The 13311-nt window shown below is 71.7% G+C and carries 13 protein-coding genes; 3 read left to right on the forward strand and 10 right to left on the reverse strand.

Annotated features, from left to right (window positions below; translation table 11 throughout):
- Positions 1-3: 3 nt before the first annotated feature.
- On the reverse strand, positions 4-1404 hold the full coding sequence (locus Q9R28_RS03350) for a replication-associated recombination protein A (protein WP_311205553.1): 1401 nt from the start codon (positions 1402-1404) through the stop codon (positions 4-6).
- A gap of 129 nt (positions 1405-1533) precedes the next feature.
- On the opposite strand from Q9R28_RS03350, the gene Q9R28_RS03355 reads away from it, so the two are divergent.
- Positions 1534-2346 carry a peptidylprolyl isomerase gene (locus tag Q9R28_RS03355; RefSeq protein ID WP_311205461.1) on the forward strand — a complete coding sequence of 271 codons (813 nt, stop codon included), beginning with the start codon at positions 1534-1536 and terminating at the stop codon, positions 2344-2346.
- A gap of 149 nt (positions 2347-2495) precedes the next feature.
- Positions 2496-3728 (forward strand): DUF349 domain-containing protein, encoded by a 1233-nt coding sequence (locus Q9R28_RS03360; protein ID WP_200884092.1) that lies wholly within the window; start codon positions 2496-2498, stop codon positions 3726-3728.
- Positions 3729-3982: 254 nt separating this feature from the next.
- Here the strand turns inward: Q9R28_RS03360 and Q9R28_RS03365 are convergent, their stop codons facing one another.
- The 5 genes from Q9R28_RS03365 to Q9R28_RS03385 form a co-directional block, all read right to left on the reverse strand.
- On the reverse strand, positions 3983-4945 hold the full coding sequence (locus Q9R28_RS03365) for a bifunctional riboflavin kinase/FAD synthetase (RefSeq protein ID WP_311205462.1): 963 nt from the start codon (positions 4943-4945) through the stop codon (positions 3983-3985).
- 8 nt (positions 4946-4953) lie between these two features.
- Positions 4954-5394, reverse strand: coding sequence for a hypothetical protein (locus Q9R28_RS03370; RefSeq protein WP_311205463.1), 441 nt, complete (start codon positions 5392-5394; stop codon positions 4954-4956).
- 65 nt (positions 5395-5459) lie between these two features.
- The gene (locus Q9R28_RS03375) at positions 5460-5825 is read right to left on the reverse strand and encodes a hypothetical protein (RefSeq protein WP_209682430.1); all 366 of its coding nucleotides are present in this window, start codon (positions 5823-5825) and stop codon (positions 5460-5462) included.
- On the reverse strand, positions 5822-6784 hold the full coding sequence (truB, locus tag Q9R28_RS03380; protein ID WP_311205464.1) for a tRNA pseudouridine(55) synthase TruB: 963 nt from the start codon (positions 6782-6784) through the stop codon (positions 5822-5824). The genes Q9R28_RS03375 and truB overlap by 4 nt, the downstream gene beginning before the upstream one ends.
- Positions 6785-6832: 48 nt before the next feature.
- On the reverse strand, positions 6833-7279 hold the full coding sequence (locus Q9R28_RS03385; protein ID WP_144411305.1) for a hypothetical protein: 447 nt from the start codon (positions 7277-7279) through the stop codon (positions 6833-6835).
- A gap of 52 nt (positions 7280-7331) precedes the next feature.
- Here Q9R28_RS03385 and Q9R28_RS03390 point away from each other — a divergent pair, with 52 nt between their 5' ends.
- Positions 7332-8231 (forward strand): A/G-specific adenine glycosylase, encoded by a 900-nt coding sequence (locus Q9R28_RS03390; RefSeq protein WP_396137149.1) that lies wholly within the window; start codon positions 7332-7334, stop codon positions 8229-8231.
- Positions 8232-8347: 116 nt separating this feature from the next.
- On the opposite strand, the gene rbfA is transcribed toward Q9R28_RS03390, so the two are convergent.
- The 4 genes from rbfA to nusA all read right to left on the reverse strand — a co-directional run bounded on the left by rbfA (position 8348) and on the right by nusA (position 13236).
- Positions 8348-8797, reverse strand: a complete 450-nt coding sequence (gene rbfA / locus Q9R28_RS03395; protein WP_311205465.1) for a 30S ribosome-binding factor RbfA — start codon at positions 8795-8797, stop codon at positions 8348-8350.
- Positions 8798-8886: 89 nt separating this feature from the next.
- On the reverse strand, positions 8887-11748 hold the full coding sequence (gene infB, locus Q9R28_RS03400) for a translation initiation factor IF-2 (RefSeq protein ID WP_066654580.1): 2862 nt from the start codon (positions 11746-11748) through the stop codon (positions 8887-8889).
- A 75-nt stretch (positions 11749-11823) separates the two neighbouring features.
- Positions 11824-12141, reverse strand: coding sequence for a YlxR family protein (locus tag Q9R28_RS03405; protein ID WP_082687788.1), 318 nt, complete (start codon positions 12139-12141; stop codon positions 11824-11826).
- A 99-nt stretch (positions 12142-12240) separates the two neighbouring features.
- Positions 12241-13236, reverse strand: coding sequence for a transcription termination factor NusA (gene nusA, locus Q9R28_RS03410; protein WP_311205466.1), 996 nt, complete (start codon positions 13234-13236; stop codon positions 12241-12243).
- Positions 13237-13311 lie beyond the last annotated feature (75 nt).

Here is a 13311-nt window from a genome sequence, read left to right on the forward strand (position 1 = left end):
GCGTCACTCGCCGCGGGTGATCTTCCGGAGTCGCTCGAGCCGGGGCCCGACCTCACGCTCGTACCCGTTGCCGGTCGGCGTGTAGTACTCCGTGCCCTCGAGGGCGTCGGGCAGGTACTGCTGCCGGGCGACCCCGTGCTCGGCGTCGTGCGAGTAGACGTAGCCCTTGCCGTGCCCGAGCCGCTTCGCGCCGGGGTAGTGCGCGTCGCGCAGGTGCGCCGGGACGACGCCCATCCGCCCGGCCTTGACGTCCGCCACCGCCGCGTTCACGCCGTTGTAGGACGCGTTCGACTTCGGGGCCGTCGCCAGGTAGACCACGGCCTCGGCCAGCGGGATGCGCCCCTCGGGCATCCCGATGAGCTGCACCGCCTGCGCGGCCGCGACGGCGATCGGCAGGGCCTGCGGATCCGCCATGCCGATGTCCTCGGACGCCGAGATGATGATGCGCCGTGCGATGAACCGCGGGTCCTCGCCTGCCTCGATCATCCGTGCGAGGTAGTGCAGCGCGGCGTCGACGTCGCTCCCCCGGACCGACTTGATGAAGGCGCTGATGACGTCGTAGTGCTCGTCGCCCTGTCGGTCGTACCGCAGCAGGGCACGGTCCACCGCGGCGGCCACCGTGTCGGCGTCGACCAGCGGCACCGTCTCGACGTCGTCGAGGGCGACGTCGTCGCGCGGTTCGTCCTCGTCGTCGTCCGCATCGCCGGTGCGCGCCGCGATCGCGGAGGATGCGGCGGCCTCGAGCGCGGTGAGAGCCCGACGCGCGTCGCCGGAGGACAGCCGGACGATCGCCGAACGAGCGTCGTCCCCGAGGACGACCGAGCCGCCCAGGCCCCTCGGGTCCTCGACCGCCCGGTCCACGAGCATGCCGAGGTCCTCGTCCGTGAGCGGCTTGAGGGTGAGCAACAGGGAACGGGAGAGCAGCGGGGAGATCACGGAGAACGAGGGGTTCTCGGTCGTCGCGGCGATGAGGATGACCCACCCGTTCTCGACACCGGGCAGCAGCGCGTCCTGCTGGGCCTTGCTGAAGCGGTGGATCTCGTCGAGGAACAGCACGGTGGTCGAGCCGTACAGGTCGCGGTGCGTGAGGGCCTTCTCCATGACCTCGCGCACGTCCTTCACGCCGGCCGTCACGGCCGAGAGCTCCACGAACTCGCGACCGGACTGCCGCGCGATCGCCTGCGCCAGGGTCGTCTTGCCGGTGCCGGGCGGCCCCCAGAGGATCACCGACACCCCGCCGGGGTTCTCACGCGTCCCGGTGGCGAGCTGCACCAGCGGACTGCCCCGCCCGAGCAGGTGCTGCTGCCCCGCGACCTCGTCCAGGCTCGTCGGACGCATCCGCACCGCCAGCGGGACGGACCCCTGAGCCAACCCGGCGCGACCACCCGTCGTGGGCGCGCGCATGCCCGATCGATCCGCTGCCATGCTCCGATGGTAGGCCGGACCGCCGACGTGCTGCGTGCCTCCAGGCCGGGCGTCCCCCTCGGTCCGCTACGCTCGTCGGCACAGTCGACGAGAGGTCCGATCAGCACCGTGGCACCGAAGAACCAGGCGCGCGACAACCGCGAGGCGCGTGAGCGGCTCCGTCTGTACCAGGCCCGACAGGGCCTGCACGACCGGCAGCGACGCCGGAGGGTGCGGGACAACTTCGTCGGCGCGGGTGTGCTCGTGCTCGTGGCGGCGCTCGCCACCGGGTCGCAGCTCGCCTTCGCAGGATCGCGGGCCGGCGATGCACCGGACGCGAGCGCGAGTGCCACGTCCACCCCGACCCCGTCGGCGAGTGCGACGGCCGGCAACACCGGGAAGGTGCCGAGCAAGGGCATAGCGGACGGGGCGACCTGGACCGGCACGCTGACGCTGAACAAGGACGTCGAGCTCGGCATCGAGCTCGACGGCGCGGCCGCTCCGCAGGCGGCGAGCGTGGAGATCGACCTCATCCGGAAGCAGTTCTACGAGGGCACCACCTGCCACCGGTTGGCCGACAGCACCGACTTCCGGTTCCTGCAGTGCGGCTCGGCGAACGGGGACGGCACGGGTGACGCCGGGTTCCAGTACGGCCCGCTCGAGAACGTCCCGAGCGACGGCCGCTACGCCGAGGGCACGCTGGCGATCGCGCGCGGCGCGTCGCCGTACTCGCAGTCCACGCAGTTCTTCATCGTCTACGGCGACACGACGCTCGACGCGTCGACGGGCGGCTACACCGTGGTCGGCAAGGTCACGAGCGGGCTCGGCGACCTGGAGCGCGAGATCACCTCGAAGGGCATCGCGTCGGCGGGGTCCGACGGCACCGGCGAGCCGGAGGTCGCCACGACGATCACCGGCGCGACCATCCGGAAGGACGGCTGACCGGACCGGGTCGCCACGGACCCGGGTCCGCGGTCGTCCACAGCCCGCACGTCCCACTGGCCCCCGCGCCCCTCCGGTGCAATAGGCTGACGACCTGACCGTGCCGACGGGGACGTCGGTGATGCACGACCACGATCGAGGCGAGACCTGTGGGACCTGACGAAGCAACGACCTGGGGCCGGGTCGACGAGAACGGGACGGTGTACGTCCGGTACGACGACAGCGAGAAGGCTGTCGGCGAGTACCCGGACGCCACCCCGGACGAGGCCCTCGCGTACTTCGCGCGCAAGTACGCCGACCTCGAGGGGCAGGTGAAGATCGCCGAGCAGCGCGTCCAGCGTGGCGCCTCGGCGAACGACGTCGCCCGGACCGTCGAGCACCTGCGCACGCAGGTCGCCGAGGCCCGGGTCGTCGGCGACCTGAAGTCGCTCGAGAACCGTGTCGCGAGCCTGTCGGAGCAGGTGGGGTCGCTCACCAAGGAGCAGCAGGCACAGGCGCAGCAGGCGCTCACGGACGCGCTCGCGTACCGCGCGTCCCTGGTCGAGGAGGCCGAGTCGCTCGCCGCCGTCGACCCGGCCCGCGCGCAGTGGAAGCAGATCACCGCGCAGCTCGACGACGTGTTCGCCCGCTGGCAGCAGCACCAGCACGACGGTCCGCGCCTGCCGAAGAACGACGCGAACGACCTCTGGAAGCGCTTCCGTGCCGCCCGCTCGACGGTCGACCAGCACCGCCGTGCCTTCTACTCGGAGCTCGACGCGCAGCACCGCGACGCGCGGAACCGCAAGCAGGAGCTCGTGCAGCAGGCCGAGGCGCTCGCGACCCGCGGGACGGACGGCATCCCGGCCTACCGCGAGCTGCTCGACGACTGGAAGCGGGCCGGGCGCGCCGGCAAGCGCCACGACGACGCACTCTGGGCACGGTTCAAGGCAGCCGGCGACGTGCTGTTCGAGCAGCGCCACGCCGAGGCCGCCGTCGAGAACGAGGAGTTCAGCGCGAACCTCGTCGCGAAGCAGGCCCTGCTGACCGAGGCCGAGCCGCTGCTGCAGCAGACCGACCGCGTCGCCGCACGCCGGACCCTGACGGACATCCAGCGCCGGTGGGACGAGATCGGCAAGGTCCCCCGCGGCGACGTCCGCCGGATCGAGGACCGCCTGCGCGCGGTCGAGGACCACGTCCGAAGCCTCGAGGACGAGCACTGGAAGGCCTCGGACCCGGAGCGCAAGGCGCGACAGTCCGGCCTCGCCAGTCAGCTCGAGGACGCCATCGGCAAGCTCCAGGCCGAGCTCGAGGCCGCACAGGCCTCCGGTGACGCCCGCAAGATCACGGCGGCGCAAGAGGCCCTCGACGCCCGCAAGATCTGGCTCGACGCCCTCGGGAGCTGATCAGCACCGCGCAGGACGCCCCGTGACCGTTGATCGGTCGCGGGGCGTCCTGCGTCGCTGCGTGCTGCGAGCTGCGAGCTGCGAGCTGCGAGCTGCGAGCCGAGTCTCGGGCTGAGCGACGGTGCTCGTGCTCGGACGCGCGAGACGTGTCGCTCAGGCCGAGACTCGCCCTCGGTTGGCCGAGACTCGCCCCTGGCCGGCCGAGACCCGCGCAGGGCTGGCCGAGACTCGCGCAGGGCGGGCCCGGCCCGGCGTCAGACCGGCGCGGGCAGTCCGAGCAACAGCCGGATGTCGAGGTCGTCCTGCCGCATCTGGGCCGCGAGCTCGTCCATCGACGAGAACGCGACCATGCCGCGGACGAACGACACGAACAGCACCGAGATGGTGTCCCCGTACAGGTCGATGTCGACGTCGAGCAGGTGCGCCTCGATCTGCTTCGCCGGGACGCCCTGGAACGTCGGGTTGTTGCCGACGGACACCGCCGCCGGGTACACCGTGCCCTCGTGCAGCACGCGAGCCGCGTAGACGCCGTCGGCCGGGACGAAGCCCTCGCACGCAGGGTCGAGGTTCGCCGTCGGGTACCCCATGGCCCGACCACGCTGGTTCCCGTGCACCACCGTGCTCCGGACCGCGTGCTCGCGCCCGAGCAGACGGGCAGCCTCGGCCACACGTCCGTCACCGAGCAGCTCGCGGATCCAGGTGGACGAGACGCGTCGCTCGTCGGCGGGGCGCACGTCGTCGCGCAGGTCGACGTCGTCGATGAGCTCGACGCGGAAGCCGTGCTGCTCCCCCAGTCGACGCAGGAGCGCGACGTCGCCGGCACCGCGGGCGCCGAACCGGAAGTCGCTGCCGACGAACACGAGCTCGGCGTGCAGGGTGCCGACGAGGATCTCGGAGACGAACGCCTCGGGGGCCTGCGACTGCAGGTCCTGGTCGAAGCGCAGCAGGAGCATGGCGTCGACCCCGATGCCCTCGAGGAGCTCGCGTCGCTGCGGGGTGCTCGTCAGCGCCGGCGGAACCCGTTCGGGGTCGATGACGCTGAGCGGGTGGCGGTCGAAGGTCACCACGGTGGACACCAGTCCGCGCTCACGGGCGGCGCGTTCGAGGTGCGCGATCACCGCCCGGTGTCCGACGTGGACGCCGTCGAACTTGCCGATGGTGACCGCACTCGGTCCGAAGCCCTGCGCCACGTCGGCGACGTCGTCGTAGTACTGCACGTCGATCCCTACTCGCCGACCGTCGCCGACGCACCAGCGGGTCCGGCGACGGCGGTGCGGTGGTGCTTGCGGAGCCACCAGAGCCCGGCGATCGGGAGCACGAGCGGTGCGAAGAGGTAGCCGAGGCCGTAGTACGACCACACGGTGTCGTCCGGGAAGAGCTGACGGTCGAGGAGCGACAGGGTGCCGACGACCAGCACGCCGGCCATCTCGAACCCGATGGTCACGCAGGCGACGCGGTACCAGGCACGGCCGGGGGCGATGAGCGCGATCATCGCCACGATGTAGACGACGGCGGCGACGGCGCTCAGCGTGTAGGCGAACGGTGCGAAGGAGAACTTCTCGATGATCTGGACGACGCTGCGCCCGGTCGCCGCGAGGGCGAGGATGCCGTACACGGCGATGAGGACGCGGCCGATGCCGGTCGCGAGGGAGGATCTGTTCGCCACGGCGACGAGTCTACCGACGACGGGTGACGCGCGCGGACGAGCGGGCACCGGCGACGACGGCGGGCTCAGTTCAGCGCGAACCAGATCTGGTACATGCGGTAGACCATCACCGCGACGGTGAACGCCCCGGCGCCGAGCACGACCGTGCTCCACTTCGTCCGGTCGATCAGGGCCCACAGGATCGCTGCCGGCGGCACGAGCAGCACCGACACGGCGTACACCCCGAACTCGAGCGCGTTGCCCTGCGGCGGACTGCCGACGGCGGGGAGGACGAGCGAGACCACGCCCTGCGCCAGGAGCAGCAGCTCGATGAGGGCGAGGGAGCCGACGGTGTAGTCGTTGGGCTTCCAGCCGAGGAACCCGACGACCACGGCGAACAGCCCGGCGACCACGGCCACCGCCAGCTGCACCCACATGAACCACTCGATCACGCGCGCGCTCCGTCCGTCGTCGTCCCGACGGTCGCCGGGGCCGGGAAGTTGGTGATGACCCGCAACCGACCGCGCCGCACCGAGACGAGGCCGACCAGCCGGTCGTCGTCCTGCGCGACAGCAGCGACCGGTCCGTCGTGGTCGGGGTGCTCGACCGCGACCCGCTTGCCGTCCGTGAGGTCCTTCGACGCGGCTGCGTCGAGCGTGACGACGTCGAACAGTCGACGCGCGACGTCCGCCGGGCGTGCCAGGGCCGCCGCGACGTCGACCGATTCGTCCTCGAGGTCCACCGCGTCCGCGACGGCGAAGGGGCCGACGGCGGTGCGGCGGAGCGCCGTGAGGTGGGCGCCGGTGCCGAGGGCCGCCCCGACGTCACGCGCGAGCGCCCGGACGTAGGTGCCCGAGGAGCAGTCGACCACGACGTCGAGGTCCACGACGGGGACCGCTGCACCGTCGACGGTGACGGTGTGGTCGTCGCGGCCGGTGACCTCGAAGCGGGACACCGTGACGGTGCGGGAGCGCAGCACGACCTCCTCGCCCTTCCGGGCGAGGTCGTAGGCCCGTCGCCCGTCGACCTTGATCGCACTGACCGTCGAGGGCACCTGGTCGATCACCCCGCGCTGCGCTGCGACCGCACGCTCGATGGCGTCGTCGGACACGTCGGCGTCCGCGACCCCGACGGCTGACGTCGGCGTGCCGTCCGCGTCGTCCGAGTCCGTCCCGACGCCCAGTCGGATCGTCGCCGTGTAGGTCTTCCCGAGTCCGACCAGGTGCGTGAGGAGCCGGGTGGACGGTCCGGCGCCGAGCAGCAGCAGACCGGTCGCCATCGGGTCGAGGGTGCCCGCGTGGCCGATCTTCTTCAGGCCGAGGCGCCGACGTGCGATCGACACCACCCGGTGACTGGAGATGCCCTGCGGCTTGTCGACGAGGAGGATGCCGTCAGGCGGGGTAGCGAGCACCGGACGAGGGTACCAGCGACGTGCGTCAGCCCGACCTGCCCGGTGTGGTCAGCAGGCGTCGTTCCACTCGCGACGGGGGTGGTCCGGGTCCGTCACGTCGAGCACGGCCGAGGCGGCGATCTTGACGTCCGCTCGACGCTCGAGGCGGCCGTCCTCCTGCTCCACCCACAGCGACCAGCGCCAGAGCCCCCGCGGACCCGGTGCGAGCAGTCCCTGCCCGTGCACGACGAGCACGCCCTCCCCGGCCCCGGTCGTGCGGAACGGCGTCACGACGTCGGCGCGGAGGACGTCGAGGTCGGCGGACGGCGCAGCGGCAGCCATCGCGGACACCCCCTGCTGCTGGAAGGCCCCGACGAGCGCCGCGGCGACCCGTTCGAGGTCGGTGCCGTCCTGCCCGTCGATGCCGACGACGGTCCGGTTCGTCCCGACCTGCGCGATCACCTCGCTCGCGATCGCGGCCATCGTGTCGGTCTCCTGCGGTGCCCAGCGTGCCATGCACCCACCGTAGGCTGTCGTGGTGAACGCGAGCGGAGCCTCCCGACCGGCTGTGGAGAACCCGACGGACCGGAGCCGTCCCGACATCGCGTCCCCGCTGGTGGCCTGGTTCCGCGCCGAGGCCCGCGACCTGCCGTGGCGGCGGCCGGGGTTCCCCGCCTGGGGCACGCTGGTCAGCGAGATCATGCTGCAGCAGACGCAGGTCGCGCGGGTCGTCCCCCGTCTGGAGGCGTGGCTCACCCGGTGGCCGACGCCTGCGGACCTCGCGGCGTCACCCCCCGGCGACGCGGTCCGCGCGTGGGACCGGCTCGGCTACCCGAGACGGGCGCTCGCACTGCACGCGGCGGCGACCGTGATCGCCGAGCAGCACGACAACGTGGTCCCGCGCGACGTCGACGCGCTCCTCGCCCTGCCCGGCATCGGTGACTACACCGCCCGCGCCGTGGCGGTCTTCGCGTACGGCGACCGGCACCCCGTGGTCGACGTGAACGTCCGCCGTGTGCTCGCCCGTGCGGTCCTCGGTGAGGGCGAGCCCGGACCGGCGAACGCGAAGCGGGACCTGCCGCTCATGGACTCGGTGCTCCCCGAGGACCGCGACACCGCAGCGGCCACGAACGCCGCGGTGATGGAGCTCGGCGCGCTCGTCTGCACCGCCCGTTCGCCCGCGTGCGACGCGTGCCCGATCGCCGACCGGTGTGCCTGGCGGGCTGCCGGGTACCCGGAGCACGACGGGCCACGGGCGCCGAAGCAGGCGCGTTTCGCCGGCAGCGACCGCCAGGTGCGCGGTCTGGTGATGGCCGAGCTGCGGGCCAGCGACGTGCCCGTCACGCGCGACGAGGTCGACCTGGTGTGGCCGGACGCCGAGCAGCGAGCCCGGGCGCTCGCGTCCCTGCTGCGCGACGGACTCGTGGTCGGCGACGACGCGTCCGGGTACCGACTGCCCGACGCTTGACGGCCGTCGGGCCCGCCGCCTGACGGCCCCGCCTGCCCCGTGGCCGATCGGCCGCCCGTCGCACCACGACGGCCGCCGGACGGGGTGTCCGGCGGCCGTCGTGGTGCTGCGGCAGGTCAGGCGCGCTCGTCGCGCTCCTCGTCCTCGTCCTCGTCGTGCTTGTACGGGTCGGCATCACCGGCGTACTGTGCGCCGGCCGACGCGGCGCGCACCTGCGCGTCACGCTGCTGCGCCTGGACGAGCAGGTCCTCCATGTGGGCCGACGTCTCGGGCAGGGCGTCCGCGATGAACTCCAGCGACGGGGTGAGCCGCGCCGTGATGTTCTTGCCGACCTCGCTGCGGAGCATCCCGGTCGCGGCCTTGAGCGCGGTGGCCGAGTCGGCACGCTCCTCGTCGGTGCCGTAGACCGTGTAGAACACCGACGCGTGCTGCAGGTCGCCCGTCACGCGGACGTCGGTGATCGTGACGAAGCCGAGGCGCGGGTCGCGCAGCCCCTTGTCGAGCCGCCGTGCGACGACTTCCTTGATGCGGTCCGCCATCTTGCGAGCGCGCTGCGGATCGGCCATGGGTGCCTCCTGGGGCAGGGAATCTACTGGTGGAACGGGACGGACCCCGCCCCTCCCGAGGGAGGAGCGGGGTCCAGGATAGCCAGGCGTCAGTCGCGCGGCTTCTCGACGAGCTCGGTGGTCTCGATCTCGTCGCCGATCTGGATGTCGTTGTACTTGCCCAGACCGATACCGGCCTCGAAGTCCGTGCGGACCTCGGTGACGTCGTCCTTGAAGCGACGCAGCGACTCGATGGCCAGGCCGTCGGCGAGCACCACACCGTCACGGATGACGCGCGCCTTGGCGTTGCGCGTGATCGTGCCGGAGCGGACGATGACACCGGCGATGTTGCCGAACTTCGAGGAGCGGAACACCTCGCGGATCTCGGCGACACCCGACTGGACCTCTTCGTACTCGGGCTTGAGCATGCCCTTGAGGGACTGCTCGATGTCCTCGAGTGCGTTGTAGATGACCGAGTAGAAGCGCACGTCGATGCCTTCGCGCGCCGCACGCTCGCGGGCCTTGACGTCCGGGCGGACGTTGAAGCCGACGACGATCGCGTTGTCGATCGTGGCCAGGTCGATGTCCGACTCCGTGATCGCACCCACACCGCGGTGCAGGATGCGGAGCTGGACGCTGTCGTCGACCTCGATGTCCAGGAGCGACTGCTCGAGTGCCTCGACGGCACCGGAGACGTCACCCTTGATGATGAGGTTGAGCGAGTCGACCTTGCCCTCCTCGAGAGCACGGGTGAAGTCCTCGAGCGAGATGCGCTTGCGGGCCTTGGCCAGCTGGGCGTTGCGCTCGGCCGCTTCACGCTTCTCGGCGATCTGGCGGGCCGTGCGGTCCTCCTCCGTGACCAGGAAGGTGTCACCGGCGCGCGGCACCGACGACAGACCCTGCACCTGGACCGGACGGCTCGGCGTCGCGGCCTTGACCGCCACACCGTTCTCGTCCGTCATGGCACGGACGCGACCGTAGGCCGTGCCCGCCACGATGGCGTCGCCGACGTGCAGCGTGCCGGACTGGATGAGCACCGTCGCGACGGAACCGCGACCCTTGTCGAGGCGGGCCTCGATCGCGACACCGCGGGCGTCCTTGTCGGGGTTCGCACGCAGGTCGAGACCGGCGTCCGCCGTGAGCAGCACCGCGTCGAGCAGGTCCTGGATGCCGACGTTGTTGCGCGCCGACACGTCGACGAACATGACGTCGCCGCCGTACTCCTCGGCCACCAGGTTGTACTCGGTGAGCTGCTGCCGGACCTTCGCCGGGTTCGCGCCCTCCTTGTCGATCTTGTTCACCGCGACCACGATCGGCACGTTGGCCGACTGCGCGTGGTTCAGCGCCTCGATCGTCTGGGGCATGATGCCGTCGTCCGCCGCGACCACGAGGATCGCGATGTCCGTCACCTGCGCACCACGGGCACGCATGGCGGTGAAGGCCTCGTGACCCGGGGTGTCGATGAACGTGATCGGACGCTCGATGCCCTCGTGCTCGGTGACGATCTGGTACGCACCGATGTGCTGCGTGATGCCGCCGGCCTCGCCCTCGACCACCTTCGAGTTGCGGATGGCGTCGAGGAGTCGGGTCTTGCCGTGGTCGACGTGACCCATGACGGTGACGACCGGGGGACGCTGCTGCAGGACGGAGTCGTCCTCGTCGGCGTACTCGGCGTCGATGTCGATGTCGAAGCCCTCGAGGAGCTCGCGGTCCTCGTCCTCCGGCGACACGATCTGGATCTTGTAGCCGAGCTCCTCGCCGAGGACCTCGAACGTGGCCTCGTCCAGCGACTCGGTCGCCGTGGCCATCTCACCGAGGTGGAACAGCACGGTCACCAGGTTGCCGGGCATGGCGTCGATCTTGTCCGCGAAGTCCGAGATGCTCGCACCGCGACGGAGTCGCACGACCGTGTTGCCGTCGCCACGAGGGACCTGCACACCGCCGAGCGACGGCGCCTGCCGCATCTCGTACTCGGCGCGCTTCGTCCGCTTCGACTTGCGGGCACGGCTCTTGCCGCCACCGCGACCGAACGCACCGGCGGTACCACCACCGGGGCCACGACCGCGGCCACCGCCGCCGGCGGGACGCGGACCGCTGAACGCCGGGCGCGGGAAGCCGCCACCGGCACCACCGGCACCACCCGGACGACCACCGGGGCCGCCACGACCGCCGCCCTGGCCCGGGCGCTGCCCGAAGCCGGGGGCACGGTTCGCCTGACCGGGGCCACCCGGACGCGGTGCGCCCGGACGGGGCACGCCGGGACGCGGCGGGGCCGGACGCGGGATGCCGTTGCCGCCACCGGCACCGCCGGCGGGACGCTGACCCATGCCCTGGTTGGACGAGTACGGGTTGTTGCCGGGGCGCGGCGGGCGCGAGCCCATGCCCTGGCTGGACGCGTAGGGGTTGTTGCCCGGACGTGCGCCGGGCTTCGGGCCGCCGGGCTTGGGGCCGGCTGCGGAGCCGGGCTTCGGCGCGCCGCCCGGCTTGACGGCGTCGCTCTTCGGAGCGCTCGCGTCGTCGCCGGACTGCTCACCCGACGCTGCCTGCTCGGCAGCGGCGGCCTTCTCGGCAGCCGCGGCCTTCTGTGCAGCCTCGGCCTCAGCCTGGCGCTGCGCGACCGACTTCGGCGCGGCGGGCGTCGGGGTCTCGGCGACGGGCGCCTCGACCTCGGGCTCGGCCTTCGGCGCGGGAGCCGGACGCGCCGGACCCGGACGGGGACCGCCGGGCTTCGGGGCGCCGGACCGCGGGGCAGCGGCCTTCGCGGGAGCGCTCGGGCTCGCCGAGGCCGCGGGCTTCGACGCCGTCGAGGCGCCGTCCGCCTGCAGCGCAGCACGGAGCTTGCGCGCGACGGGGGGTTCCACACTGGAGCTCGGGCCCTTGACGAACTCGCCGAGTTCCTTGAGCTTCTCCATTGCGGTCTTGCTGTCGACACCGAGTTCGGATGCGATCTCGTGTACGCGTGGTTTTGCCACTGTTCTCCTTCACGGGTCCCACCCCGCGAAGGGGGCAGGACTCACTGGATGACGGGTCTCACTTCGAGCCGCTCATCAGTTGTCCATAAGCCGTTCAGCCTGTTCTGTCGTGTCCCGGTGACGCGCCTGCTCTTCGGCGCTGAGCGCCTCGAGGTAGTCACGTACCGCTGACGTGTCCGGTTCACGGTCGAGCCGGAGCGCGCGGCGGTAGGCCCTGCGCTTGACGGCCTGATCGTGTGCTTCGACGGTCGGGGTGAGCCAGGCTCCCCGCCCCGGCATGACTGCCTTCGGGTCCGCCACGACGCGACCGTCGCTCAGGGCGACGACACGGAGGAGGGAGGACCGGGGAGCACGACGACGACTGCCGATGCATGTTCTGACGGGAACCACCATACTCCTTGCCTCCGACCACCGCGATCCGGCGCGCCCGGACGGGCCACGCCACCAGCGAAACGGTGCCGGGCGACGAGCGTCGCCCGACACGGTCGTGTCCTACTCGTCGCCGTCCAGTATGGAGTCCGGCTGGATGTCGATGCGCGCACCGGTCAGCTTCGCGGCGAGACGGGCGTTCTGCCCTTCCTTTCCGATCGCGAGCGACAGCTGGTAGTCCGGCACCAGGGCACGGACCGCCTTCGTCGACGCGTCGAGCACGAACGCGCTCGTGACCTTCGCGGGCGACAGTGCGCTCGCGACGAACGAGGCCAGGTCGGACGAGTAGTCGACGATGTCGATCTTCTCCGCACCGAGCTCGGTCGTCACGGCGCGGACGCGCGCACCGAGCTCGCCGATGCAGGCGCCCTTCGCGTTGACGCCCGGCTCGTTCGCCTTCACCGCGAGCTTGGTGCGGTGCCCGGACTCACGCGCGATCGACGTGATCTCGACCACGCCCGACGCGATCTCGGGGACCTCGAGCGCGAAGAGCTTCCGGACCAGGCCCGGGTGGGTGCGCGAGACCGTGATCTGCGGGCCCTTGGCACCGCGGCCGACGCTCGTGACGTAGACGCGGATGCGGTTGCCGTGCTTGTACTCCTCGCCCGGCACCTGCTCCTCGGGCGGCAGGATCGCCTCGACCGTGCCGAGGTCGACGTGCACCATCTTCGGGTTCGGACCCTGCTGGATCACGCCCGCGACGATGTCGCCCTCCTTGCCACGGAACTGGCCGAGGATCTTGTCGTCGCCGATGTCGCGCAGACGCTGGTTGATGACCTGCTTCGCGGCGAAGGCGGCGATGCGGCCGAAGTCGCTCGGCTGGTCGACGGCCTCGCCGACGACGGTGCCGTCCTCGTCGCGCTCCGGCACGTAGACGGAGACCTCGCCGGACTTGCGGTCGAGCTCGACACGGGTCTGGGTGTCGACGGGCTCGTCGTTCTCCGCGCGGTGCTTCTGGTACGCCGTCAGGATGGCGGATTCGATGATGCGGACGAGTTCGTCGAACGGGATCTCCCGCTCGCGCTCCATGAGTCGCAGGACTGCGAGGTCGATCTTCACCGAGGTGCCTCCGTGTTCAGCTGAGTCGCTCCTGCGGGTGGAACTGCGCAGAAGTCGGCTACAAGCGTACCCCAG

The organism is Curtobacterium sp. BRD11 (genome assembly GCF_031844345.1).
GTDB lineage: Bacteria > Actinomycetota > Actinomycetes > Actinomycetales > Microbacteriaceae > Curtobacterium.

Excerpts from the sequence above, each read along its gene's own strand:
- Q9R28_RS03385 (WP_144411305.1), bottom strand. The coding sequence starts at position 7,279 with ATGGCACGCTGGGCACCGCAGGAGACCGACACGATGGCCGCGATCGCG.
- Q9R28_RS03405 (WP_082687788.1), bottom strand. The coding sequence starts at position 12,141 with ATGGTGGTTCCCGTCAGAACATGCATCGGCAGTCGTCGTCGTGCTCCC.
- Q9R28_RS03350 (WP_311205553.1), bottom strand. The coding sequence starts at position 1,404 with ATGCGCGCGCCCACGACGGGTGGTCGCGCCGGGTTGGCTCAGGGGTCC.
- rbfA (WP_311205465.1), bottom strand. The coding sequence starts at position 8,797 with ATGGCCGATCCGCAGCGCGCTCGCAAGATGGCGGACCGCATCAAGGAA.